The sequence below is a fragment of the Streptomyces sp. NPDC005866 genome (assembly GCF_040629895.1).
GTDB lineage: Bacteria > Actinomycetota > Actinomycetes > Streptomycetales > Streptomycetaceae > Streptomyces.
Window position 1 is genome coordinate 142,037 of the sequence record NZ_JBEXWP010000021.1, and the last position, 24,612, is coordinate 166,648.

25 protein-coding genes are annotated in these 24,612 nt (G+C 71.0%); 9 read left to right on the forward strand and 16 right to left on the reverse strand.

Features of this window, described 5'->3' with window-relative positions; genetic code table 11:
• Nucleotides 1-47: 47 nt before the first annotated feature.
• From ABZ396_RS28275 to ABZ396_RS28285, 3 genes are all read right to left on the reverse strand, one after another.
• Nucleotides 48-1,073: a 6-phosphofructokinase gene (locus ABZ396_RS28275; RefSeq protein ID WP_358926065.1), complete on the reverse strand. Its 1,026-nt coding sequence runs from the start codon at nt 1,071-1,073 to the stop codon at nt 48-50.
• A gap of 179 nt (nt 1,074-1,252) precedes the next feature.
• Nucleotides 1,253-1,981, reverse strand: a complete 729-nt coding sequence (locus ABZ396_RS28280; protein WP_358926064.1) for a glutamine amidotransferase — start codon at nt 1,979-1,981, stop codon at nt 1,253-1,255.
• A 23-nt stretch (nt 1,982-2,004) separates the two neighbouring features.
• Nucleotides 2,005-3,243 carry a MurT ligase domain-containing protein gene (locus ABZ396_RS28285; protein ID WP_358926063.1) on the reverse strand — a complete coding sequence of 413 codons (1,239 nt, stop codon included), beginning with the start codon at nt 3,241-3,243 and terminating at the stop codon, nt 2,005-2,007.
• A 151-nt stretch (nt 3,244-3,394) separates the two neighbouring features.
• On the opposite strand from ABZ396_RS28285, the gene def reads away from it, so the two are divergent.
• Nucleotides 3,395-3,955 carry a peptide deformylase gene (gene def / locus ABZ396_RS28290; RefSeq protein ID WP_358926062.1) on the forward strand — a complete coding sequence of 187 codons (561 nt, stop codon included), beginning with the start codon at nt 3,395-3,397 and terminating at the stop codon, nt 3,953-3,955.
• Nucleotides 3,956-4,034: 79 nt separating this feature from the next.
• On the opposite strand, the gene ABZ396_RS28295 is transcribed toward def, so the two are convergent.
• Entirely contained in the window at nt 4,035-4,679 is a 645-nt protein-coding gene (locus ABZ396_RS28295; protein ID WP_358926060.1) for a TetR family transcriptional regulator, read from the reverse strand.
• Nucleotides 4,680-4,848: 169 nt separating this feature from the next.
• Between ABZ396_RS28295 and ABZ396_RS28300 the strand changes: the two genes are divergently transcribed.
• A complete protein-coding gene (locus tag ABZ396_RS28300) occupies nt 4,849-6,075 on the forward strand; it encodes an acyl-CoA dehydrogenase family protein (protein ID WP_358926058.1) in 1,227 nt (408 codons plus the stop codon).
• Nucleotides 6,076-6,094: 19 nt separating this feature from the next.
• On the opposite strand, the gene ABZ396_RS28305 is transcribed toward ABZ396_RS28300, so the two are convergent.
• The 3 genes from ABZ396_RS28305 to ABZ396_RS28315 are packed head-to-tail and all read right to left on the reverse strand — an operon-like array spanning nt 6,095 to nt 8,921.
• Entirely contained in the window at nt 6,095-6,616 is a 522-nt protein-coding gene (locus ABZ396_RS28305) for a cupin domain-containing protein (protein WP_358926083.1), read from the reverse strand.
• Between the two features lie 8 nt (nt 6,617-6,624).
• Nucleotides 6,625-7,860, reverse strand: coding sequence for a cytochrome P450 (locus tag ABZ396_RS28310; RefSeq protein ID WP_358926056.1), 1,236 nt, complete (start codon nt 7,858-7,860; stop codon nt 6,625-6,627).
• A complete protein-coding gene (locus ABZ396_RS28315) occupies nt 7,857-8,921 on the reverse strand; it encodes a type III polyketide synthase (protein WP_358926054.1) in 1,065 nt (354 codons plus the stop codon). The genes ABZ396_RS28310 and ABZ396_RS28315 overlap by 4 nt, the downstream gene beginning before the upstream one ends.
• A gap of 184 nt (nt 8,922-9,105) precedes the next feature.
• Here ABZ396_RS28315 and ABZ396_RS28320 point away from each other — a divergent pair, with 184 nt between their 5' ends.
• Complete coding sequence (locus ABZ396_RS28320; RefSeq protein WP_358926053.1) at nt 9,106-9,768, forward strand: transcriptional regulator; 663 nt, start codon at nt 9,106-9,108, stop codon at nt 9,766-9,768.
• Here the strand turns inward: ABZ396_RS28320 and ABZ396_RS28325 are convergent.
• From ABZ396_RS28325 to ABZ396_RS28345, 5 genes are all read right to left on the reverse strand, one after another.
• Nucleotides 9,761-10,003, reverse strand: coding sequence for a DUF6213 family protein (locus ABZ396_RS28325; RefSeq protein WP_358926051.1), 243 nt, complete (start codon nt 10,001-10,003; stop codon nt 9,761-9,763). The genes ABZ396_RS28320 and ABZ396_RS28325 overlap by 8 nt on opposite strands.
• A gap of 24 nt (nt 10,004-10,027) precedes the next feature.
• Nucleotides 10,028-11,413 (reverse strand): NADP-dependent succinic semialdehyde dehydrogenase, encoded by a 1,386-nt coding sequence (locus ABZ396_RS28330; protein WP_358926049.1) that lies wholly within the window; start codon nt 11,411-11,413, stop codon nt 10,028-10,030.
• 75 nt (nt 11,414-11,488) lie between these two features.
• Entirely contained in the window at nt 11,489-11,956 is a 468-nt protein-coding gene (locus ABZ396_RS28335) for an NUDIX domain-containing protein (protein WP_358926047.1), read from the reverse strand.
• Nucleotides 11,953-13,491, reverse strand: coding sequence for an ATP-dependent DNA ligase (locus ABZ396_RS28340; RefSeq protein WP_358926045.1), 1,539 nt, complete (start codon nt 13,489-13,491; stop codon nt 11,953-11,955). The genes ABZ396_RS28335 and ABZ396_RS28340 overlap by 4 nt, the downstream gene beginning before the upstream one ends.
• 30 nt (nt 13,492-13,521) lie before the next feature.
• Nucleotides 13,522-14,469 (reverse strand): NAD(P)/FAD-dependent oxidoreductase, encoded by a 948-nt coding sequence (locus tag ABZ396_RS28345; RefSeq protein WP_358926043.1) that lies wholly within the window; start codon nt 14,467-14,469, stop codon nt 13,522-13,524.
• Between the two features lie 78 nt (nt 14,470-14,547).
• Here ABZ396_RS28345 and ABZ396_RS28350 point away from each other — a divergent pair, with 78 nt between their 5' ends.
• The 6 genes from ABZ396_RS28350 (at nt 14,548) to ABZ396_RS28375 (ending at nt 19,884) form a co-directional block, all read left to right on the forward strand.
• Nucleotides 14,548-15,123, forward strand: coding sequence for an XRE family transcriptional regulator (locus ABZ396_RS28350; RefSeq protein WP_358926041.1), 576 nt, complete (start codon nt 14,548-14,550; stop codon nt 15,121-15,123).
• A 110-nt stretch (nt 15,124-15,233) separates the two neighbouring features.
• Complete coding sequence (locus tag ABZ396_RS28355) at nt 15,234-16,202, forward strand: NADPH:quinone oxidoreductase family protein (RefSeq protein ID WP_358926040.1); 969 nt, start codon at nt 15,234-15,236, stop codon at nt 16,200-16,202.
• The gene (locus ABZ396_RS28360) at nt 16,199-17,416 is read left to right on the forward strand and encodes an acyl-CoA dehydrogenase family protein (RefSeq protein ID WP_358926039.1); all 1,218 of its coding nucleotides are present in this window, start codon (nt 16,199-16,201) and stop codon (nt 17,414-17,416) included. The genes ABZ396_RS28355 and ABZ396_RS28360 overlap by 4 nt, the downstream gene beginning before the upstream one ends.
• The gene (locus tag ABZ396_RS28365) at nt 17,413-18,495 is read left to right on the forward strand and encodes an acyl-CoA dehydrogenase family protein (protein ID WP_358926037.1); all 1,083 of its coding nucleotides are present in this window, start codon (nt 17,413-17,415) and stop codon (nt 18,493-18,495) included. Before ABZ396_RS28360 ends, ABZ396_RS28365 begins: the two co-directional genes overlap by 4 nt.
• Nucleotides 18,496-18,723: 228 nt before the next feature.
• Nucleotides 18,724-19,587 carry a phosphatidylinositol-specific phospholipase C/glycerophosphodiester phosphodiesterase family protein gene (locus tag ABZ396_RS28370; protein WP_358926035.1) on the forward strand — a complete coding sequence of 288 codons (864 nt, stop codon included), beginning with the start codon at nt 18,724-18,726 and terminating at the stop codon, nt 19,585-19,587.
• 102 nt (nt 19,588-19,689) lie between these two features.
• Nucleotides 19,690-19,884, forward strand: a complete 195-nt coding sequence (locus ABZ396_RS28375) for a hypothetical protein (protein WP_358926034.1) — start codon at nt 19,690-19,692, stop codon at nt 19,882-19,884.
• Nucleotides 19,885-19,948: 64 nt separating this feature from the next.
• On the opposite strand, the gene ABZ396_RS28380 is transcribed toward ABZ396_RS28375, so the two are convergent.
• The 4 genes from ABZ396_RS28380 to ABZ396_RS28395 form a co-directional block, all read right to left on the reverse strand.
• Nucleotides 19,949-21,121, reverse strand: coding sequence for a phosphodiester glycosidase family protein (locus ABZ396_RS28380; protein ID WP_358926032.1), 1,173 nt, complete (start codon nt 21,119-21,121; stop codon nt 19,949-19,951).
• Between the two features lie 143 nt (nt 21,122-21,264).
• Nucleotides 21,265-21,630 carry a DUF779 domain-containing protein gene (locus ABZ396_RS28385; RefSeq protein WP_358926030.1) on the reverse strand — a complete coding sequence of 122 codons (366 nt, stop codon included), beginning with the start codon at nt 21,628-21,630 and terminating at the stop codon, nt 21,265-21,267.
• Nucleotides 21,631-21,710: 80 nt separating this feature from the next.
• Nucleotides 21,711-21,920: a hypothetical protein gene (locus tag ABZ396_RS28390; RefSeq protein WP_358926028.1), complete on the reverse strand. Its 210-nt coding sequence runs from the start codon at nt 21,918-21,920 to the stop codon at nt 21,711-21,713.
• On the reverse strand, nt 21,917-24,612 hold a 2,696-nt coding region (locus ABZ396_RS28395), incomplete at its 5' end, for a cation-translocating P-type ATPase (RefSeq protein WP_359186262.1). The genes ABZ396_RS28395 and ABZ396_RS28390, both read right to left, overlap by 4 nt.

Here is a 24,612-nt window from a genome sequence, read left to right on the forward strand (position 1 = left end):
ACCCGGCAGCGAACCAGCACCCCTGCGGAGCACCCCCACGGCGATGCCTAAAGCACGGTCTCCGCTTCCTCATACCGGTCCGCGGGAACCGTCTTCAACGTCTCCACCGCCTCGGCGAGCGGCACCGTAACGATGCCCGTCCCCCGAAGCGCCGTCATATGACCGAACTCTCCCCGGTGCACCGCCTCCACCGCATGCCACCCGAACCGCGTCGCCAGCACCCGGTCGTAAGCCGTGGGTGTCCCACCCCGCTGGACATGCCCGAGGATGACCGGCCGTGCCTCCTTGCCGAGCCGCTGCTCCAGCTCGATGGAGAGCTGCCGGGCGATCCCGGCGAACCGCTCGTGGCCGTAGATGTCCTTGCCGCCCTCGTCGAAGGCCATCGTGCCCGGCTTCGGCTTGGCCCCCTCCGCGGCGACGACGATCGCGAACCGCTTCCCGGCCTCGAACCGCTCACCGACCCGGCGGGCCAACTCCTCGATGTCGAAGGGCCGTTCCGGTACGACGATGGCGTGGGCGCCGGCCGCCATGCCGGAGTGCAGGGCGATCCAGCCGGTGTGCCGGCCCATGACCTCGACGACGAGGACCCGCTGGTGGGACTCGGCGGTGGTCTTCAGCCGGTCGAGGGCCTCCGTCGCCACCCCCACGGCCGTGTCGAAGCCGAAGGTCACGTCGGTGACAGCGATGTCGTTGTCGATCGTCTTCGGCACGCCGACGATCGGCAGGCCGGCATCGGACATCAGCCGGGCCGCCTTCAGCGTGCCCTCACCGCCGATCGGGATGATCGCGTCGAGGCCGAGCTCGGCGACGTGGCCCCTGGCCCGCTCCACGCCGTCCCGCAGATGCGAGGGCTGGACACGGGAGGAGCCGAGGATCGTGCCGCCGCGGGCCAGGATGCCGGCCACGGCGTCGAGGTCGAGCTTGAGATAGTCGCATTCCAGGAGGCCCTTCCAGCCGTCCCGGAAGCCGATGACCTCGTCGCCGTGGTCGGCGACGGCGCGGTGCACGACGGACCGGATGACGGCGTTCAGGCCGGGGCAGTCGCCGCCGGACGTGAGGACACCAATGCGCATAGCCCGAAACAACCTTCTCCGTGTGGGCCGAAGACCGGACCACGCTGTCCGGCTGTCATCGCCGTCACCCTACCCGCGCGAGGGTGTCTCGCCGTACCGGGCGTCCGCCTGCTGGACGCGTCCGCACATGTGAGCGGACACCCTGTCAGGCGGGCCCGGAATCGACCACTCCGTTACCGTCAGGCGGGCTGCTGGGCGGCCGCGATCCGCTCGCTGCGCAGGGCTTCGTACCAGCGGTCGTCGATCGGCGGCAGCGCGTTGACGTCGAGCGCCAGCTTCAGCAGCAGGTCGGCGATGAGCGGGTTGCGGGCGAGGACCGGCCCGTGCATGTAGGTGCCGAAGACGGTGTCGTTGTAGGCGCCCTCCGTGCCGTCCCCGGTGCCGTTGCCCTTGCCCAGCTGGACCCGGGCGAGGGGGCGGGCGGTGGGGCCGAGCTGGGTGATCCCCTGGTGGTTCTCGAACCCGGTGAGCTGCGGCAGCCCCAGGCGCGGGTCGATGTCGCCGAGGACGTCACCGACGCACCGCTCGCCGGTGCCGCGCACGGTCGTCACGTCGAGCAGTCCGAGGCCCGGTTCCCGCTGGCCCAGGTCGTTGATGAACTCGTGCCCGAGGATCTGGTAGCCGGCGCACACGGAGAACACGATCGCGCCGTTCTCCACGGCCCGGTACAGCTGCCCGTCGCGGCGCAGCCGCTCGGCGGCGAGCCGCTGCGGACGGTCCTCGCCGCCGCCGATCAGGTAGATGTCGCCGGAGGTCGGGATCGGCTGGTCGCTGCGGACGTCCAGCCGGGCCACGTCGAGACCGCGCTGCCGGGCCCGGCGCTCCACCACAAGCGCGTTGCCCTGGTCGCCGTATGTGCTGAGCAGGTCCGGGTAGATCCACACCAGCCGCAGTTGGTTGTCGCTCATGAGTGATCGTCCTTCGTGGTCAGTCAGTTGCCGACGCGGCGGCGCAGGTCCTGGAACGCGGTGTAGTTCGCGATGACCTCGATCCGGCCCGGCGGGCACATCTGCACGGCCTGGTCGAGGGAGTCGCAGACCTGGAAGTGCTGGCCCGCGACCTCCAGACGCACCGCGAGGTCGAGCTTGCGGTCGCCGAGCACGAAGATCGGGTGGCCGGTGAGGCGGGTGTAGTCCACGTCCCACAGCCAGGAGGTGTCGGTGCCGTCCGCGCCGCGCGCGTTCACGGAGAGGATCACCGGGGCCGGTGGCGGGTCGATCAGGGAGAACGTCTCCAGCCAGCCGGCCGGGTTCTTCGCGAGGAGCAGACGCAGGTCGCGCCCCTGGAACTGCACGACGTCGTACCGCCCCGCGACGGCCTGCACCTGGTACATCCGCTCCAGGGCGACCTGCGGCGGCACCCCGAAGACGGCGGCGACGGCGGCCGAGGAGGCCGCGTTCGCCTTGTTGGCGCGCCCCGGCAGCTGCAGATGGATCGGCCAGGCGGACCCGTGCGGGTCGAGCACATGGTCCCCGGACAGCACCCAGCTCGGGGTCGGCCGCCGGAACCCGCACTCACCGCAGAACCAGTCGTCGCCCGGGCGCTGCATCACACCACCGCAGGACGGGCAGGACCAGGCGTCGTCCTTCCACATCTGCCCGGCGGCGACCCAGATCACATTGGGGGAGGAGGACGCGGCCCACACCACCAGCGGGTCGTCGCAGTTCGCCACGATGACGGCCTTCGACCCGGCCAGGCCCTCCCGCCAGTTCTCGGCGAGCATCCGGGTCTCGGCGGCGCGGTCGAGCTGGTCGCGGGAGAGGTTGAGCAGGGCGATGCACTTGGGGTCGGTGTCCCGGGCCACTCCGGCGAGGTACTTCTCGTCGACCTCGATGACACCGAACTTGGCGTCGGAGCTGCCGGCCAGCGCCGAGGTGATGCCGGCGGGCATGTTGGCGCCGAGCGCGTTCGACACGACCGGCCCCGCGGCCTTCAGCGCCTCGGCGATGAGCCGGGTCGTGGTCGTCTTGCCGTTCGTCGCCGAGACGAGCGTGACGTCCAGGTTCTGGGCGAGCCGGGCGAGAAGGTCGGGGTCGAGTTTGAGTGCGACCCGGCCACCGATCACGGATCCGCTGCCGCGTCCCGCGGCACGGGATGCCGCCGCAACCGCCTTGCCCGCGGTCACGGCCAGCTTGGCCCGCGGCGTGAGCGGGTCCGAGTTGCCTGCCATCAGTTCTCGATCCTCCTTGCGTACGCGCCGCGCCTCAGCCATCCGGCAACGTGGTGTGCACCTCAGCCTATCGAGATCCATTCGCACACCCGAATTCCGGCCCTCGCCTGCGCGGCGGGCAGGGGCCCATCGGAACCGTACCCTTGCGGCCATGCGACACGGTTCCATTCCGGGCGCCCATGGGCGGGTCCGGCCTCTCAGCCTGCTCGGCGACCCCGTCCTGCACGCCCGCTGCGCGAAGGTCACCGACTTCGGTCCCGAACTCTCACGTCTGGTGGAGGACTTGTTCGCGACGATGTACGCGGCGGAGGGCGTGGGCCTGGCGGCGAACCAGGTGGGGGAGCCGCTGCGGGTGTTCGTCTTCGACTGCCCCGACGACGAGGACGTACGGCACCTGGGCCATGTGGTGAACCCCCGGCTGGTGGAGACGGACGGCGTGACGGTCCGCGGGCCGGAGGGCTGCCTGTCCCTGCCGGGCCTGGAGGCGGGGACCGAGCGGTACGACCGTGCGGTGGTGGAGGGCTTCACGGCGACGGGAGAACCGATCACGATCGAGGGCACTGGCTTCTTCGCGAGATGCCTGCAACACGAGACGGACCACTTGCAGGGCCGGGTGTACGCCGACCACGTCACAGGTCGGCGCCATCGCAAGCTCATGCGACAAGTGGCCAAGGCTTCATGGCACCGGCGAGGAGACCTACCTGCCTTTTAGGGGCGCGGGCTGTATCGATGTGCGGCTCCGCCGCGTGGACGCGACCAGCCCCCACCGGCCGGCACTATCCCGAGAACCGTCAGAACCCCGGCCCTCCGACCTTGTCCCCCGCAGCCGCCAACCGCCCCCACAACAAATCCGCCAAACTCTTTACCAACTCTGCACGACAACAGGGCCGTTCCCCCAGCCACCAGTCCCCGGCCGCATGCATCATCCCGACGATCCCGTGCCCCCACACCCGAGCCAGCTGCTGACTCCCGGGCCCGAGATCCAGCCGGTCCTCGATGACCTGAGCCAGCTCCTCGCCCATCCGTCGCAGCAGCGGAGCACTGTGCTTCCCGACATCAAATCCTTGATCGGCCCCCGTGCTGCCCTCGCCAGGATGCATCAGGAACCGGTACACCTGAGGCCGCGCCTCGATCGCCGCGAGGTACGTGTCCAACGTGGCCTCGACCCGCTCACGGCGGTCCGCCGGCGCGTCCAGCGCCTGCCGCAGCGAGTTCAGCAAGGCGTCGGTGTGCCGCTTGGCAAGGGCCGCGTAAAGTCCGCCCTTGTCGCCGAAGTGGCGATAGAGGATCGGTTTGGTGATGCCGGCCTCCGCCGCGATCGCGTTCATCGACGCTTGCGGGCCGTCGCGCAGCACCACCCGGTCGGCGGCCTCCAACAGCTCACGCCGGCGGCGGTCGGCTGACCGCTGCTGTTCGGTCCGCTGTGTGGTGTCCATGTGCTCTCCCCACCCCGTGCTGTTTCGGTGACGCCTGCGCAAACTAACACCTGACAGCCACCCGACCTCGAACTGGCTGCCGAGGTGACCTTGGGAATTGACTTTCCTACCGACGAGTAACAGACTGGGGTTACCGCTAGTAACACATTATGCGCCCGCTGGAGGGGTCATGGCCGAGTTCACCATGGAGCTCAACGACGAACAGAAGGAGGTCCGGGACTGGCTGCACGGCTTCGCCGCCGACGTCATCCGCCCCGCGGCCGCCGAATGGGACGAGCGTGAGGAGACTCCCTGGCCGGTCATCCAGGAGGCCGCGAAGGTCGGCATCTACTCCCTCGACTTCTACGCCCAGCAGTACTTCGATCCCACCGGCCTCGGCATACCGACGGCCATGGAGGAGCTGTTCTGGGGCGACGCGGGCATCGCCCTGTCCATTGTGGGTACGGGTCTCGCCGCCGTCGGCGTCCTCGCCAACGGCACCGAGGAGCAGATCGGCACCTGGATCCCCCAGATGTACGGCGACACCAACGACGTCAAGGTCGCCGCGTTCTGCTCCTCCGAGCCCGACGCCGGCTCCGACGTGGCCTCCATGCGCACCCGGGCCGTGTACGACGAGGCCAAGGACGAGTGGGTGATCAACGGCACCAAGACCTGGGCGACCAACGGCGGCATCGCCAACGTCCACGTCGTCGTCGCGGTCGTCGACCCGGAGCTCGGTTCCAAGGGCCACGCGTCCTTCATCATCCCGCCGGGGACGCCCGGGCTCGCCCAGGGCCAGAAGTTCAAGAAGCACGGCATCCGTGCCTCGCACACCGCCGAGGTCGTCCTGGACGGCGTACGGGTGCCCGGGTCCTGCCTGCTAGGCGGCAAGGAGAAGCTGGACGAGCGGCTGGCGCGGGCCCGTGAGCGGGCGAAGACCGGCGGCGAGCGGGTCAAGAACGCGGCGATGGCGACGTTCGAGGCCTCGCGCCCCGCCGTCGGTGCGATGGCCGTCGGCACGGCACGCGCCGCCTACGAGGTCGCCCTCGACTACGCCAAGACCCGCGAGCAGTTCGGGCGGCCGATCATCGACAACCAGGGTGTCGCCTTCCAGCTCGCGGACATGCGGACCCAGATCGACGCGGCTCGGCTGCTGGTGTGGCGTGCGTCCTGGATGGCGGTGAACGGGAAGCCGTTCACCGCCGCCGAGGGCTCGATGTCCAAGCTGTTCGCCAGCGAGACGGCGAAAAAGGTCACCGCCCAGGCGATCCAGATCCTGGGCGGCAACGGCTACACACGGGAGTATCCGGTGGAGCGGATGCACCGCGACGCGGCCATCTACACGATCTTCGAGGGTACGAGTGAGGTGCAGCGGTTGGTGATCGCTCGCACGCTGTCGGGGATGCCGATCCGGTAGCCCCCAAGGGCAGAACTCCTCACCGGTGCTTCAGAGGCGTCAGTTGCTCGATGTCGTAACGCCTGCGGAGTTCCTCGATCGCCTGGTGATCGGGAGGCCCCGCCGCACCCAGGATCTCCAGCAACTCCTCGAAGTAACGCTCGTGATCGGGTGGCGGAGACGCCTGGAAGAACATCCTCGCCGGTGTCTCCGTCGGGTTGGCGAAGGCGTGCGGGCACCCCGGAGGTACGACGATCACCGTGCCCGGGGTCGCCCTCACCACCCTCGTGCCCGAACTCGACTCCCACTTCTGCCAGTTGTCCGGAGTGCGGATACGGGGCTCGAAGGCGAGGACGTCCAGCTCGCCTTCGAGTACGTAGAACAACTCCTCGCTGCGGGTGTGCACATGGGCGCCCACGTCGAAGCCCGGCGGGACCTCGACCTCGAAGGTGGAGGCCATCCGCGAGTGCGCGCCCGTCACCTTGAACGTGACACGCTGGGCCGGCGTCTGGACCACGCGCCCGTGGCCCGGCGGTACGAGGAGTCCCTCCGTCGCCGTCACGGGGGCGCTCACCAGGTCACCGGAAGGGCCTCGGGTCCCCGGATCAACGCGCCCTTCCTGAACGGGACCTGCTCCGGGGGTACGGCGAGCCGCAGCCCGGGCAGCCGGTCAAGCAGGGCGTCGACCAGGAGTTCCTCCTCCAGTCTGCCGAGCTGGCCGCCGGGGCAGTAGTGCGGGCCGAACCCGAAGGACACATGCGGGTTGGGGCTGCGGGTGAAGTCGATCGTCTCGGGGTCCGGGAAGACGTCCGGGTCGCGGTTGGCGGCCAGGTACGAGACATAGACCGGGTCGCCCGCGCGGATCCGTACGCCCTTGATCTCCACGTCCTCCAGGGCGATCCGGGACAGTCCCACCGCGCTGCGGTGCGGGATGTACCGCAGGAGCTCGTCGATCGCCCTGGGGCGGATCTCCGGCTCGGTGCGCAGCCGGTCGAGGAGGTCGGGCCGGGTCAGAAGCAGATAGAACATCTGCCCGCTGTTGTTGGTGACCGCCTCGCCGCCGATCTGGAGGAGGACGGCGAGACCGACGGCCTCCTCCAGTGCGACCTCGCCACGGCCCACGGCCGCGCCCAGCAGGGAGGCCACGTCCTCGCCCGAACTGCCCTCGCGCAGGGCGATGAGGTCGCCGAAGTAGGCGCTCATCTCTCGCTTGGCGTTCTCGCTGATCTCCTTGCCGTGGCTGGAGGACAGGATCAGCTGGGTCCGGATGTGCATGGTGTGCCGGTCGGCGGCCGGAACGCCCATCACCTCGCAGATCACCGAGATGGGGAAGGGGCTCAGGACCGTGGCCGTGAGATCGGCGGGCGGGCCGCCCTGGATCAGCTCGTCGACAAGCTGGTCCAGCATCCGGTGTGCCTTCTCGCGGACCCGCTCCACACCCTTGCTGGTGAGCGCGGAGGCCACCGACCGGCGCAGCCGGGTGTGGTCGGGCGGGTCCAGGAATCCGACCGCGCCGCGGTCCGGGACGAAGTGCGGGGCGAGCCGGGTGACCGGCTGCTCCATCACCGCCTCGCGGCTGAACCGGGGATCGTTGGCCACCATGCGTGCGTCGTCGTAGCGGGTGACCAGCCAGGCCCAGCCCTCGCCGTTGGGGAGCTCGATCCGGGTGACCGGGCCCTCGCGCATCAGCTCGGCCAGGGTGGGGTCGAAGTCCACCCCCGCCAGGTCCGGCACGTGCCAGTGCCGGACCGGACAGGCGGGCTCGGTGGCCGGGTCCAGGAGTTCGGTGAGCGTCTCTTCGGTCATGACGCCTCTTCGTCCGAACGCCGCCAGCGACCCAGCGACATTTCCGCGGTGATGCCGGGACCGAAGCCGGCCAGGAGGCCGCGCGCCCGGTGCTCGGCCCCGCCCTCGTCGAACATCCGGCGCAGTGCGTCCAGGACGACGGCGCTGGCGATGTTGCCGTACTCGGTGAGCGTGGCCCGGCTGAACCGGAACGCGTGCGGATCGACCCGGAGGAACTTGCTCAGGTCGTCCAGGATTCGCGGGCCGCCCGCGTGGACTATGTAGAAGTCCAGGTCGGAGGCGTCCCAGCCGTGCAGCCCTGCCAGGTCCTGGAGGGCCGGCGCGAGCGGTTCCATGGTTGCCGGGACCCGCTTGTCCAGCAGGAAGTGGAACCCGGTGGCCCGGACGTCGTACATGATCCACTCTTCGGTCTTGGGGATCAGGTACGAGCCGTTGCGTTCGAGTTCGACGCCGTTGCCGCCGTTGCCGCGGACCACGGCGGCGGCGATGCCGTCACCGAAGAGGCCGTTGGAGAGCAGCGAGCCGACGCCGAGGTCGGTCGGCTGGTAGCACAGCGAGCAGAACTCGCAGGCCACGATGAGCGCGTTGGCGTCCGGGTACGCCGAGCAGAAGTCGTGCGCCCGGTTGATCGCCGCTCCGCCGGCCGCGCAGCCGAGCTGCGCGATGGGGATCTGGCGGGTCGTGGAGCCGAAGTCCATCTCGTTGATCAGCCACGCCGTGAGCGAGGGCATCATGAAGCCCGTGCACGAGACGTAGATGATCACGTCGATGTCGCTGGTGAGCAGTTCGGCGTCGTCGAGTGCTCGCTGGATCACTGCGGGGACCCGGGCCTTGGCCTCGACCTCGTAGAGCTTGTTGCGCTCCTCGAAGCCGGGGTGCTTGAGGGTTTCCTCGATCGGCTGCACGATGTGCCGGGTGCGAACGCCCGTGTTCTCGATCAGTCTCAGCGCCAACGGCAGCTGCGGGTGGTTCTCGTGGTGGGAGCGCGCCAGGTCCAGCGTCTCCTCCATCGTGATCACGTACTCCGGGACCGACACTGAGGGTTTGCACAAAGTCGCCATGAACCGTGCCTGCTTTCAGCCTTCCGGCGGGTTTGGGCCCGACCGGTCAGAAGGTGGTTCACCTCAGGAGGTGGTCCCTTCACGATCACCCGTGAGGGCGACGATCTCTCGCCGGACTACTCCGAATCAGTGACCCCGTGTCAGGGTCGAAGCAGCACGGAGGTATCCCGACGAGGAGGACGCGATGCCCGGCACGGCCGCGGAAATGCTGAGAACGACCAGGTCAGAGCTTGCTCCGGACCCGAACGCCAATCCTTGGGTCCCCCTCGTCGCCGGCGGCCGGGCGAGCCTGGAGACACTCGCCGCTCTTGCCCTGGAACAACACCACGTGATTCCCGCCGACCGCCGCGCGTTCGTGCATCTGGCGCAGCGAGCCACCGAGGAGCCGGCGGCCGCCGGGTTCTTCACCATGCTGGCCGAGGGCGAGGAACTGGCGGCGGAGCGGCTGGGCGCGTTCGCCGAGGCGTGCGAAGTGGATGAGTCGCACGTGCAAGCGTACGAGCCCCTACCGGGCTGCCAGGCGTATCCGGCGTACATCTCCTGGCTGGCCCTCAACGCGACCCCGACGGACGCCGTTGTGGCCATCACGGCCAACTTCGCGACATGGGGCACGTATTGCGCCCGCATCGCCGAGGGCCTGCGCTCGCACTACGGCTTCACGGACGAGGCCTGCGCGTTCTTCGACTTCTTCGCAGAACCGGCACCGGCCCTTGACCGGCAGGCGGAGGCGGCGGTGGAAGCGGGACTCAACTCGGCCCGGCTGGACGAGAAGCGGGTGTACACCTACGGCAGGCTGCTCCAGGCATACGAGGAGATGTTCTGGACGTCGCTGCCCGGACTCACTTAAGAGGGCCCTGCCCGCTGCTATGGGCGATACAGGCCACGTCGATCCGATCGGCGAGCTTGGCGAGCTCAATGGTCAGCGAGGCCACCGTGTCCTCGTCCAGCCCGCTCTCCCCGGCCTCCACCAGCCGCACCCACCGCCCGCCCACGGTCCGCAACAACTTACTCACGTCGGCCGCGGCCACCTGCAAGGTACCGCGGTCGTCGACGATCAGAGGCAGAGTCACTTCCCGGTTCACACCCGGATCGTAGCCGCGCAACCGTCACGCACCCTGCCAAACGGTGGTGATGTTGCAGAACTCCCGGATTCCGTGCCCGGACAGCTCACGCCCGTATCCGGACCGCTTCACACCCCCGAACGGAAACGCGGGGTGGGAGGCGGTCATGCCGTTGACGAACACGCCACCGGCCTCCAGATCCCGTACGAACCGGTCCACCTCGGCCTCGTCGCGCGTCCACACGTTCGAACTCAGTCCGAACGGCGAGTCGTTCGCGATGAGGATCGCCTCGTCCAGGTCATCGGCCCGGTAGAGGGTGGCCACCGGCCCGAACGCCTCCTCGCGGTGGATGCGCATATCGCGGTGGATCCCGGCGAGCACGGTCGGCGGGTAGTACCAGCCGGGCCCGTCCGGCCGCTGCCCGCCGCACAGCACCTGCGCCCCCGACCGCCTCGCGTCCTCGACGAGCTCCTCCAGGTCGGCCCGTCCCTGTTCGCTCGACAGCGGCCCGACGTCCGTCTCCTCGTCCATGGGGTCGCCCATCCGCAGCGCCTCCATCCCGGCCACGAACCGTTCGGTGAACGCGTCGTAGACGTCCGTGTGCACGATGAACCGCTTCGCGGCGATGCATGACTGCCCGTTGTTCTGCACACGCGCGGTCACCGCGATCTTCGCGGCGCGGTCGATGTCCGCCGAGGGCATCACCACGTAGGGGTCGCTGCCGCCCAGTTCCAGCACCGTCTTCTTGATCATCTCGCCGGCGGTGGCGGCAACCGCGCGGCCCGCGGGTTCGCTGCCGGTGAGCGTGGCCGCCCGCACCCGCTCGTCGCGCAGGATGTCGTCGACCGCTGCGGAGCCGATCAGCAGGGTCTGGAAGCAGCCTTCCGTGAAGCCCGCCCGGTGGAAGAGGTCCTCCAGATACAGGGCGGTCTGCGGAACGTTCGACGCGTGCTTGAGCAGTCCCACATTGCCGGCCATCAGCGCCGGCGCGGCGAAGCGGATCACCTGCCAGAGCGGGAAGTTCCACGGCATCACGGCCAGCACCGGCCCCAGGGGGCGGTAGCGCACCCGCACCCGGGACGCGCCGGAGTCCTTGACGTCCGTCTCCGCCGGCTCCTCGTCGGCCAGCAGTTCCTCCGCGTGGTCGGCGAACCAGCGCATGGCCTTCGCGCACTTCGCGGCCTCCGCGCGGGCCTGCCCCAGCGGCTTGCCCATCTCGGTGGTCATCGTGCGCGCGATGTCGTCCTGGTCCGCCTCCAGCAGGTCGGCGGCCCGGTGCAGCAGCCGGGCGCGCTCGGCGAAGCTGCTCGTGCGGTACGTGCGGAACGTCGCCTCAGCGAGTTCGAGCCGGCGTTCGAGTTCGTTCTGGTCCATGGCCTCGAACGTTTCCAGCGTCTCGCCGGTCGCCGGGTTCACCGTCGCGATGGGCATGGCTGACCTCCCTGGGAGCGGGCTTGCTTCGACCTTCGCGCGCGGTCCGGTGGACCGCAACGTGTACGCATCTGTTCAGTCCGTGTGCTCCGCCAGCCGGTCGAGAAACGCGGCCTGCGCCTTGACGATCACCTCGCGGGCCCGGTCCGGGCGGAACCAGGCCACCCGGTCCAGCTCGGGGAACTCCTGGATCCGGCCCGACCGCGGCGGCCACTCCATCGTGAAGGTCCCGGGGTCGATCGCGGCCGGGTCCAGGTCCGCCTCGATCGCCCACGCCCTCACGATCTTGCCGTTGGTCTGCCGGACCTCGCCGAGGTCGATCGGCTCGCCGTCCGGCGGCGGCAGGCCCAGCTCCTCCTGGAACTCACGGCGGGCCGCCTCCCAGGCGCTCTCGCCGGGCTCGTACTCGCCCTTGGGGAGGGTCCATGCGCCCGCGTCCTTCTTCGCGAAGTAGGGGCCGCCCATATGGCCGAGCAATACCTCGACGCCGTCGTCGGTGTGCCGGAACAACAGCAGTCCGGCGCTTCGCCTCGGCTCCGTCAACGCCGTACCTCCGGGTGGGCGGCCAGCAGGGTCTCCACCGTATCGGCCTCCTCCGGCCGCTTGTCCTCGCGGTAGCGGACCACCCGGGCGAAGCGGAGGGTGACACCGGCCGGGTAGCGGGAGGACTTCTGCAGGCCGTCGTAGGCGATCTCGACGACGAGTTCGGGGCGTACGGTCACCGCCCAGCCGTTGTCCGAGACCTCCAGCTCCTTCAGCCGGGCGGTCTGCCACTCCAGCACCGCGTCGGTCATGCCCTTGAAGGTCTTGCCGAGCATGGCGAAGGTGCCGTCCGGGTTGCGGGCGCCGAGGTGGAGGTTGGAGAGCTTGCCGGTGCGGCGGCCGTGTCCCCACTCGGCGGCCAGGACGACCAGGTCGAGGGTGTGCACCGGCTTGACCTTCAGCCAGGAGGCACCGCGCCGGCCCGCGCTGTAGGGGGCGTCCAGGGCCTTGACGACCACGCCCTCGTGGCCGCGTCCCAGGGTGGCCGTGAGGAACTCCTCGGCGGCGGTCGTGTCCTCGGGCCCGGACACCAGTGCCCGGCGGACCCGCATCGGCTCGGGGACCAGGCGGGCCAGCTCCGCGTGCCGTTCGGCGACGGGGAGGTCGAGGAGGTCGTGGTCGTCGACCGAGAGTGCGTCGAAGAAGACGGGGGAGACCGGGACCTCCCGCGCGGCCTTCGCCACGTCCGTCCGGGAGCCGACCCGGCCCGCCGTCTCCTGGAAGGAGCGGGGGCGGCCGTCGGCGTCGAAGGAGATCACCTCGCCGTCCAGGATGAACCGGTCACCTCGCAACTCCCTCGCGGCGGCCGTCACTTCGGGGAGGCGGTCGGTGATGTCGTCGAGGGTGCGGGTGAAGACCCGTACGGTGTCGCCGTCCCGGTGGACCTGGACCCGGATGCCGTCCAGCTTCTCCTCGACGGCGCAGGCACCCAGCTTCCCGACCGCCTCGGTGACCGAGGAGGCGGTGTGCGCCAGCATGGGCAGCACCGGGCGGCCGACGGTGAGCCGGAAGCGGTCGAGGGCCGGCGGGCCGTCCGCCAGCAGCGCCCCGGCCACCGTCTGGAGGGACCCGGCGAGCATCACCGCACGCCTCACGTCGGCCGCGTCGGCACCGGTCGCCTGCGCGAGCCCCTCGACGGCCACCGCGTCCAGGGCGCCCTGCCGCACCTCACCGGTGATCAGCCCCAGCAAGAAGCGCTGCTCGTCCGCCGTCGCCGCACCCATCAACTCGCCCACCATCCGGGCGCGTTCGGCCTGTGAACCGGCCCCGGAGACCTTGCCCAGGTCGGTCAGCCGGGAATCGACCTCGCGGACGGTGAGGGACGGTTCCGGAGCGGGCGGGACCGGCCGGCTCAGCACCTTCCAGCCCACGCCGAGGCGTCCCTGTGGGAGACGGCCGGCCAGATAGGGGATGACGACGGGCACATCGTCCGGGGCCGTCTCCCGGAAGAGGTCGGCGAGCAGTGCGGTCTTGCGGGACCGGGCCGCGGTGGCGGCGACCTCCCGGGACACTTCGGCGAGCCGGCTCAGCAGCATGCAGCCAATGGTGCAACGGGTGGGTCCGGACTACACCCCCAGGGCGGCGTCCAGGTCCGCGAAGAGCAGCTCACCGTTGATCGCCGCACCGGCGCGATAGCCACGGCTGGCCGCGTTGACCACCTGCTCGGCGAAGCCGCTGGCGTTGCCGGCCGCCCACAACCCGGGCACGGTCGTCAGGCCCCGCTCGTCGATCACCGGGTAGGCACCGAAGGGAGTCTCCCGCAGCTCCGCGCCCAGCTTCCTGAGCAGGTCGTTCTGCGGGACCGGGCGCGGGGATACGAAGAGGGCCTCCCGCTGGTGCACGCTCCCTCCCCCAGAGGGGGTGCCCCCAGTGAGCCGCACACCGGTGAGCCGGTCGTCCTCGATCCGCAGCTCCGCGACCTCCCCGGGCACCACCCTGACCCCGGCCGCGGCCAGCCGGCGCAGGTCGTCGTCGGTCAGCTCCGCCTCGGTGATCTGGTGCAGGAAGAGGGTGACGTCCTTGGACCACTGGGTGACCATCAGCGCCTGGTGCACGCTCATCGGGGTCGTGGCCAGTACGCCGAAGGCCTGGTCGCGCACCTCCCAGCCGTGGCAGTACGGGCAGTGCACCACATCGCGGCCGAACCGCTCGGCCACGCCGGGCACCGGCGGCAGCTCGTCCTTCAGGCCGGTGGCCACCACCAGCTGCCGGGCCCGGACCTTCCGGCCGCTCGCAAGCGACACCGTGAACTCGCCGTCCTTGGCCGCGTCCACCACCCGGTCCCGGACCAGCTCCACGCCGTATCGCGCGATCTCCTCGCGGCCGACGGCGAGGAACTCCTCGGGCGGCATGCCGTCCCGGGACAGAAAACCCTGCATATGGGCCGCCGGGGCGTTGCGCGGCTCGCCCGCGTCGACGACCAGGGTGCGGCGCCGGGCCCGGCCCAGGACAAGCGCGGCGGACAGCCCGGCCGCACCGCCTCCGACGACGACCACTTCGTACGTATCGGTCATGGTGACCACCTCCATGGGCGACGGTCGCGCATACCCTGCCGTATTGACAAACGTCTTTGCCGAAACTGCAATACAACCATGACTACGGACGACGTTCTCGCGGAGGTTGGTCCCCGGCTGCGCCGGCTCCGCAAGGAGCGGGAGGTCACCCTCGCCGCCCTTTCCGAGACCACCGGCATCTCGGTCAGCACCCTCTCCAGGCTGGAAGCCGGGCTGCGCAAGCCCAGCCTGGAGCTGCTGCTGCCGATCGCGAAGGCTCATCAGGTGCCCCTGGACGAACTGGTCGGGGCCCCGCCGGTCGGGGATCCCCGGGTGCGGGCCAAGCCGATGGAGCGGTACGGCCGTACCTTCTTGCCGCTGACCCGGCAGCCCGGCGGCCTGCAGGCCTTCAAGGTGCTCGAACCGAAGCGGAGACTCGATCCCGAGCCGCGTACCCACGAGGGCTACGAGTGGTTGTACGTGCTGTCCGGGAAGCTGCGGCTGGTGCTCGGTGAGCACGACGTCGTCCTGGGGGCGGGGGAGGCGGCCGAGTTCGACACCCGGGTGCCGCACTGGTTCGGGTCGACGGGGGAGGGGCCGGTGGAGTTCCTCAGCCTGTTCGGGCCGCAAGGGGAGCGGATGCATGTGCGGGCGCGGCCGAAAGGCACGGCCTGACGGGTCCGCTGTTGCCTCAGCGCTCCCTCAGCTGTTCAGCTGTTCCCCCGGCGTCAAGCGACCGCTTAGTATGTGGTGGACCCTGACGAAGCAGTCTGTGGAGGCACCGCATGCAGGCATGGCAAGTGCACGAGAACGGCGAGCCGAGCGAGGTGATGCGGCTCCAGGAGGTGGAGCGGCCCACGCCCGGCGACGGCCAGGTCCTGCTCAAGGTGCGTGCCGCCAACATCAACTTTCCCGATGTGCTGATGTGCCGGGGCGACTACCAGGTGCGCCCGCCGCTGCCGTTCACCCCCGGCGTGGAGATCTGCGGTGAGACCGAGGACGGGCGCCGAGTGATCGCCAACCCCACGCTGCCGCACGGCGGGTTCGCCGAGTACGCCGTCGCGGACGCCGTCGCCCTGCTGCCCGCGCCGGACGCGCTGGACGACGCCGAGGCCGCCGCCCTGCACATCGGATACCAGACGGGCTGGTTCGGACTGCACCGCCGGGCCGGACTCAAGGCCGGCGAGACACTGCTGGTGCACGCCGCCGCCGGCGGGGTCGGCAGCGCCGCCGTACAGCTCGGCAAGGCGGCCGGCGCCACCGTCATCGGTGTCGTGGGCGGCGCCGACAAGGCCGTCGTGGCACGTGAGCTGGGCTGTGACGTGGTGATCGACCGGCGCGCAGAGGACGTGGTCGCCGCCGTGAAGGACGCCACCGGCGCCCGGGGCGCCGACGTGATCTACGACCCGGTAGGCGGCCAGGCGTACACCCAGTCGGCCAAGGTCGTCGCCTTCGAGGGCCGGATCGTGGTCGTCGGCTTCGCCAGCGGCACCATCCCGAGCCCGGCGCTCAACCACGCCCTGGTGAAGAACTACTCGATCCTGGGCCTGCACTGGGGCCTGTACGCCACCAAGAACCCCAAGCTGATCCTGCACTGCCACGAGCAGCTCACCGAGCTGGCCTCGAGCGGTGCCATCAAGCCGCTGGTCAGCGAGCGGGTGCCGCTGTCCGAGGCCGCGGCGGCCGTGCAGCGGGTCGGTGACGGCGTCACCACCGGCCGGGTCACCGTCGTGCCGAAGGGAGTCGCGGCATGACCGACGCCGCCGAACTCAAGCGCCGCACGGCCGACTTGCTGGCCGCACACCCGCCCGCCGCCACCGGCAGGCTCGACTTCCTCAAGGCGCGTTTCGACGCGGGACTCGCCTGGGTGCACTACCCGGAGGGCCTCGGCGGCCTGGGCGCGCCTCGCTCGCTTCAGGTCGTGGTGGACGCCGAACTGGAGGCCGCCGGCGCCCCAGACAACGACTCGCGCCGCAACGGCATCGGGCTCGGCATGGCCGCGCCGACCATCCTCAGGTACGGCACGGACGAGCAGAAGCAGCGCTTTCTGCGGCCCCTGTGGATCGGCGAGGAGATCTGGTGCCAGCTGTTCAGTGAGCCCGGCGCCGGCTCCGACCTGGCCGCGCTCGGCACCCGGGCCGTCCGGGAAGATGGGGGCACCCCCCGCTCGAGCGAAGCCGAGAGTGGGGGAGACTGGATCGTCAACGGGCAGAAGGTGTGGACGTCCGGCGCGCACAACGCCCGCTGGGCCATCCTCATCGCCCGCACCGACCCGAACGTGCCCAAGCACGCCGGCATCACCTACTTCATCTGCGACATGACCGACCCGGGCGTGGACGTCCGCCCGCTGCGGCAGATCACCGGTGAGGCCGAGTTCAACGAGGTCTTCCTCACCGACGTCCGTATCCCCGACTCCCGCCGCCTCGGCGGGATCGGCGACGGCTGGCGGGTCGCGCAGACCACGCTGAACAACGAGCGCGTCGCCATCGGCGGGATGCGGCTGCCGCGCGAGGGCGGCATGATCGGCCCGGTCGTGAGGACCTGGCGCGAACGCCCCGAGCTGCGCACCCACGACCTGCACCAGCGGCTGCTGAAGCTGTGGGTCGAGTCCGAGGTCGCCCGGCTCACCGCCGAGCGGCTGCGCCAGCAGCTCGTCGCCGGACAGCCAGGACCCGAGGGCGCCGGCATGAAGCTCGCCTTCGCCCGCCTCAACCAGGAGATCAGCGGCCTGGAGGTCGAACTCCGTGGCGAGGAAGGCCTGTTGTACGACGACTGGACCATGCGCCGGCCCGAGCTGGTGGACTTCGTCGGCCGGGACGCCGGCTACCGCTACCTCCGCGCCAAGGGCAACAGCATCGAGGGCGGGACCAGCGAGGTCCTGCTGAACATCGTCGCCGAGCGCGTTCTGGGCCTGCCGGCCGAGCCGCGCACCGACAAGGACGTCGCATGGAAGGACCTGGCCCGATGAAGACGCAGCCCGACCTGCTGTACTCGGAGGAGGAAGAGGCGCTGCGGGCCGCCGTACGGGACCTGCTCACCGACCACTGCGACGCGCCCGGCGTCATCGCACGCACCGAGTCCGGCGCCCCGCACGACCTGGCGGCCTGGAAGGCCCTCGCGGACGGCATGGGCCTCGCCGGTCTGCTGGTGCCGGAGGAGCTGGGCGGCCAGGGCGCCTCGCACCGCGAGGTCGCCGTCGTCCTTGAGGAGCTGGGGCGGGCGGTGGCGCCCGTGCCGTATCTGAGCAGCGCGGTGGTGGCCACGGAGGCGCTGCTGGCCTGCGGTGACGAGGAGTTGCTCGGGAAGCTGGCGTCCGGGCGGACCGTCGGTGCGCTGGCCGTGGGGCTGCACGTCGCTCCGGGCACCGACTTCAGGACCGTACGCGTCGAAGAGGGCCGACTGTACGGCGAGTTGACCGGAGTCGCCGACGCGGTCGCCGCGGATGTGCTGCTGGTGCCGGTGGACGACGGCGGTCTGTACGCCGTCGAGGCGACGGCCCTCACCGTCACCCCGCAGGATTCCCTCGACCTGACCCGGCCCCTCGCCACGGTCAACCTCGACGGGGCCGTCGGACGCCGGGTGGGCGACGCGGAGCCCGCCGTACGGCGCGCGCTGCGGGCCGGGGCCGGGCTACTGGCCTCCGAGCAGTTCGGGGTCGCCGACTGGGCGTTGACCGAGACCGTGCGGTACCTCAAGGAGCGCAAGCAGTTCAACCGGCCGGTAGGTGGCTTCCAGGCACTCAAGCACCGGCTGGCGCAGCTGTGGCTGGAGGTCGTGAACCTTCGGGCTGCCGCCCGGGGCGCCGCCGATGCGCTGGCCTCCAGCGAGGATTGCGACGTGTCGGTGGCCGTTGCGCAGGCTTATGCGGGCCCGGTTGCCGTGCATGCGGCCGAGGAGGCGCTGCAACTGCACGCGGGTACCGGCATGACCTGGGAGCACCCGATTCATCTGTATCTGAAGCGGGCCAAGGCGGATTCGATTGCCTTCGGTACGGCGGGGGCGCATCGGGAGGCGCTGGCCGGGCTGGTCGAGCTTCGGGCGCCGTAGTTTTCGGTTGTCGGGTGCGGGTGTGTGGGGGCCGGTCGCGCACCCGCGGCGGAGCCGCATATTCGACACAGCCCGGCGCCCCCTTCGGGCGCGCCTCTGCTGAGGTTCGCATGAAGTGAACCGGGGGTGGCAGTCCAGCCAAATCCCGTAACGCTCGCACCATTTGGGCTCTGCTCGCCCGCATACTCCCTTGGGTTCCTCAAGGCCCTACAAGGGAGGCAGAGCATCATGGCCCTCACCAGCCGTCGCAGAGCCCTCACCACCCTCGGTGCCGCCCTCGCCGGCGCCGTCGCACTGCCCGGCGCGCAGGCCTGGGCGGGCGGCGGCCACCGCGGCCCGCGTCCGCTGTGGCGTGCCCACGCCCACAACGACTACGAGCACACCCACCCCCTCTTCGACGCGCTCGGCCACCGCTTCGGCAGTGTCGAGGCCGACATCTTCCTCGTCGGCGACCAGCTCCTCATCGGCCACACCGCGGACGACCTCGACCCGAGCCGCACCCTCGAGTCCCTCTATCTCGAACCGCTGGCCGCGATCGTGAAGGCCAACCACGGTTCGGTGTACCGGGGGTGGCGCGAGCCGCTGCAGCTGCTCATCGACATCAAGACCGAGGGCTCCTCGACGTACCTGGAACTCGACCGCCACCTCCGGCGCTACAACCACCTGTTCACCACGTACGCCCACGGCCGCGTCATCCCCGGTGCCGTCACCAACGTCATCTCCGGCGACCGCGCCGCGCGCACGCCGATGGAGGCGCAGACCGTGCGCCGGGCCTTCTATGACGGCCGGCTCACCGACCTCGGCACCTCGGCGCCCGCCTCCTTCGTCCCGCTGATCAGCGACAACTGGACCCTCAACTTCACCTGGCTCGGCGAGGGCGACTTCCCGGCCGCCGAGCGGCAGAAGCTGCGCGGCATCATCCAGAAGGCGCACGCGAACGGGCAGAAGGTCCGGTTCTGGGCCACCCCGGACGTGGCCGGTCCGGCGCGCGACGCGCTGTGGAGCGAACTGCTCGCCGCCGACGTCGACTACTTCAACACCGACGACCTGGCCGGCCTGGAGGCCTTCCTGGACACCCGCCGGGCGTCCTGACACCACCCGAACGGGGAACGTGTCGACGGCACGGGCCAACCCTCCGCTACGCCACACTTGCGGCCGAACGCCCTGAAACGGGCGTGGCGGAGGAGGTTCGCGATGGCCGTTTCCATCTCTGTGGTGCTGCTGCTTCTGTTCCTGGCCGTGCTCTTCATGCGCCAGGGTGCGCTGAAGATCTCGCACGCCCTGGTCTGCGTGCTGCTCGGCTTCTACCTGGCCAGCACCAGCATGGCGCCCACCATCAACAGTGGGCTCACCGCGACCGCGGACCTGGTCAGCAGTCTGCGGCCCTGAGCCGGCGGTCCTGAGCCGGCGGTCGTGGGCCGCCGGCTCAGGGCTTCCGGTCAGTGGCTTCCGGTCAGGGTTTCCAGAAGACCCCGATCCCGTTCGCCACGGCGCGCGCCGGGCTCTCGGTCGGGTGGTTGAGCACGCTCACCGACTTCGCCCCCGAGGTGCGGGCCACCAGCGTCGTGGAGCCGCCGCCGTCCAGGCTGAACGCGTCGGCCGCGCCCAACGCCCGCATCTCGTCGGCGACTTCGGCGATCGTCATGCCCCTGCGGTAGGCCACCGCGCCGTCCAGTGCGAGTAGCAGGAGCCTGTGTCCGCCGCTCGCGTAGCCCACGGCGGTGCGTACGGCCGAGGTGGTGTCGTTCAGCCCGGTCAGCGGCCGGCCGCCGCGCAGCACCGGGTAGCCGCCGACCGCGAAGCGGTACGGGACCTTGGAGGCGGACGCCACCATCTGCTTGCGTACCGTGACCCGTTCTCCCTTGGTGAGCCCGCGCAGCTTGTGCGCGCCCGCCTCCCGGCCCAGCAGGACGGTCGTACCCGCAGCGATCGCTCCGCTGCCCGGGGTGGCGGACGTGGCGACGACCTTGCCGTCGCGGATCCGTACCTCGTAGGTGTCCGTGCTGCATCCGGCCGCCCGGTTGGTGTCCGAGCCGCAGGTGGCGCGCTTGCGGGAGACCGAGCCCCAGGCGGCGGTGTAGGCGCCGATGGAGTCCTGCGCCAGCGCGTACTGGTTGAGTCCCCGCAGCGCGAGGTTCCCGTCGGACGTGCGGACCGTGCCGATGAGCGTCAGTCGGTCGAGCCGGGCCTGTCGGTCCGCGCCGACGCCGAAGACGTCGGTGGTGTCGGTGCCGGGCGGCAGCGACGGGCCGAACCGCTGGGCCTTCGGCACCGCCGCCTTGAGCAGCCTGCCCTGGGCGATGGCCGGGCCGACGCTCGCGCCGGTCGCCTGGACGCCCGGGTGCTGAGTCTCGGTGATGTTGAAGAAGTCGCCGTTCACGCCCGCGACCGCGCCCACCGCGTCCGCCATCGTGGACACCGGCGACCGGGCGGCCACCGCCCCCGGGTGGAGGAGGTCCACGTGGACGTGCGGGTTGGTCAGGTCGACGGTCAGCAGATGAGCGTGGACCGTGCCCTTGGCCGCCGGAACGTCGAACTGCCGGTAGGTGACGCCGGACGCGAGCTGTGCGGCGTCCGACACGGCGCCGGCCGGTGCCGCACCCGCGAGGGCCGCACCGGCCATCATGCCGGACGTCGTGAGAATCGTGAACAGAGTTCGGGTCGTCGCTGCAAGTCGTCTCTGACGATGCGTCACCGCACCCCCTGATGTCTCGTCAAGTAGCTCAGGACTCAGGGAAGTGCAGCAGAAGAGAGTGACCCGCAGGGCGGCTAGACGTCGACTACGCGAGAACGGGTGAGAAAACGCACCCCCTCGGGTGCCTCCAGCGAGAAACCGCTCCCCCGTCCGGGTACCACGTCCACGATCAGCCGGGTGTGGCTCCACGCCTCGTACTGGCTACGGGACATCCAGAAGGTGACCGGCTCCTCGACGCCTTCCACCGCCAGCTCGGCCAGCAGCACGTCCGAGCCGCCGGTGCGGAACTCGCCGTCCGGGTAGCACATGGGCGCGCTGCCGTCGCAGCAGCCGCCGGACTGGTGGAACATCAGCGGGCCGTGCTCGGCGCGCAGCCGGCGCACCAGCTCGGCGGCCTGCGGGGTGAGTTCGACGCGCGGAGGTACTGCCTGGTCGTCCATGGTCACCGTCCTGGGGCCGGGGCGTCGGATCCCCTCAGTCTCACGCCTCGTCACCAAACCGTCCAGCAGCGGTCGTTGATCTAATCCGTTCGCAGCGCGGTCACCGCACGGACGCGGGCCGTCCAGCCCGCCGGGAGCAGGCAACCGGGGCTCGCGATCGCCGTACCGCACGGGGCGGGCATGACCGGTTCGGGCAGGGCCGGTTCGGGCGCCCGCTGGACGTCCAGAGCCACGCCGGGCAGCCGAAGCCCGCCGGCGGCACGGTGAGCCGCCGACGGGCCAAGGCTCATGAGCGCGGTATCAGGTCCGCGATCTTCTTCTCCAGGAAGGGCAGGGCGCGCTGGCCCCAGACGGCCAGGGCGATCGACGCGGCCACGGCGGTCAGCGCCACCGGGCCCAGCGGAGTGCAGCCGAAGAAGCGGCTGATACCCGGTGTCTCGATGAGCGCGACGAGGACGGCGGCCGAGCCGAGGGAGGCAATGCGGACCAGTGTGCTGTCCCGCCGGTCCAGCAGGGTCTGGATGAGCTGGGTGCCGACCACCGCGGTCAGGGCCATCGTGCTGGAGCGGCGGGGCGTTCCGGGCGTGGCGCGGCCGATGAGCCAGGCCATGAGCGCGCCCGCGCTGGTCGTCAGCGCCCGGTGCCGGATCTGCCGGAGCAGCGGCGCTCCGAGCACGGCCGACGGCGAGTCGGGGTCCGACTGCTCAGCCGTCTCCTTCGGTGTGACCGCCACCGCCATCGCCGGGAACAGGTCGGTGAAGAGGTTGACCAGCAGCATCTGGCGGGTGGACAGCGGAGCCCTGCCGGCGAGCAGGGTGCCGAGGATGCCGAAGCCGATCTCGCCCGCGTTGCCGCCGATGAGGATGGCGACGGCGTCCGCGACGCTGTGCCACAGCGACCGGCCCTCGCAGACCGCGTCGATCAGGACCGTCAGGTCGTCGTCGGTGAGGACGAGGTCGGCTGCGTTACGGGCGGCGGCGGAGCCACGGGTGTTGATGCCCACGCCGATGTCGGCGGCGCGGATCGCCGCCGCGTCGTTGGCGCCGTCGCCGACCATGCCGACCACCCGCCCCGCATCCCGCAACGCTTCGATGACCTGCAGTTTCTGCTCCGGCGCCACGCGTGCCACGACACCCGCGTCGCGCAGCATGCGGGCCCTGCCCGACCGGTCCGCGTCGGCGAGCTCGTCCCCGGTCACCACGACCGTGTCCTCGGGCCAGCCCAGTTCGGCGGCGATCGCCCGGGCGGTCTGAGGGTGGTCGCCGGTGAGCATCACCGGACGTATGCCCTCCTCGTACAGGCCTCGCACCAGAGCCGTGGAGGTCTCCCGCGGGGTGTCCGCAAAGCCGACCAGTCCGACGAACTCCAGCTGTTGCAGGGGCGGTTCGAGGACGTCCGGGGCGGTCTCGGCGTCGCCCAGCCGACGCTGGGCGACCGCAAGGACCCGCAGTCCCTCGGCGGCCAGCGCCTGGGCCGACTCCGAGGCGTGCTCGGGGAGTTCGGAGCATGCGGGCAGGACGGTTTCCGGTGCTCCCTTCACCACCAGCAGGTGCGGTTCGTCACCGGACCGGCCGACGGCGGCGGCGTACCCGCGCGCCGCCTCGAACGGAAGCTCTTCCGACTGCTCCCATTCGGGATCGGGATCCGCCGCGTCCAGGACGGCCGCGTCGGTGGCGTGCTCCGGCGGCCCGTCGTTGTCACCGACCCGGGGACATGCCCGGGCCGCCACCCGCAGGGTGTCGGCCGCCGCCTCGTCGCCCGCCGCGTGGCTCCGCCCTTCGGCGTCGGTCAGTTTGACCAGGCGCAGCGTGTTCTCGGTGAGCGTCCCGGTCTTGTCGAAGCAGATGGTGTCCATCCGGCCGAGCGCCTCCAGTGCGCGGGGCGCCCGGACCAGGACTCCCGCCCGGCTCAGCCGCCGCGCCGCGGCCAGCTGGGCCACCGTCGCCACCAGCGGCAGCCCTTCCGGTACGGCGGCCACGGCGACGGCGACACCTCCGCTGACCGCTTCCCTGATGGGGGTGCCGCGCAGCAGGGCGAGACCCGTGATCGCGGCGCCGCCGCCCAGCGTCAACGGCAGTGCCCGCGCGGTGAGTTCATGCAGCCTGGCCTGTACTCCGGCGGCCGGGGGGGTGCGCGCGGCGAGGTGGACGGCGCGGGCGGCCTCGGTGCGCTCACCGGTGTCCACCACGACCGCACGCGCGTGACCGGCGGCCACCGTCGTGCCCTCGAAGACCATGGAGTGCCGGTCGGCCACCGGCACGTGCGGGGTCGCATCGGCCTGTTTCTCCGTCGGCACCGACTCCCCGGTCAGCGCGGACTCGTCGACCTCCAGGCCTTCCTCCGACAGCACCCGGGCGTCGGCCGGCACCACGTCGTCCGTGTGCAGGTCGATCACATCGCCCGGTGCGAGGCGTGCCGCGTCCACGGTGTGCGTGTCCGGCTGGTCGGGCGAATCGGCCACCCGGGCCTGCCGTTTCTGCTCGGCGAGCAGCCCGGACACGGCCTTTTCGGCCCGCAGCCGCTGGACGCCGCCGACCAGCGCGTTCAGGTCGAGCGCGCCGACCACCAGCAGGGCGTCCACAGCCGAGCCGACGATCGCGGACGCCGCCGAGCCGACGGCCAGCACCGGGGTCAGCGGGTCGTCCAGTTCGCTCCGTACGGCTCCAGCGAGCCGCCGCGTCCACTTCACCGGCGCGAGCAGCCGGCTCCGGGACGGCCCATCGGTCTGCTCCCGTTTCTCGGGCGGTTCCGTCTCCCGCTCGTGCTCAAGGCGCTCCAGGGTTTCCCGCGGGCCGAGTTCGTGCCAGTGCACCCGGGCCCTGGGATGCGGGGCCTCGGCCCTCGCCACCCGCAGGGCCGCCCCCGCCCCCGACAGCAGCGCGGTCGCGGCGGCGCCGTGGTCGCCGGACTGCTCGCGCTGCGCTACGGCCGCCTCTGGCCCGCCATGTCCGGCCGCTACGAGCGCGGCACGGGTGCGCAGCG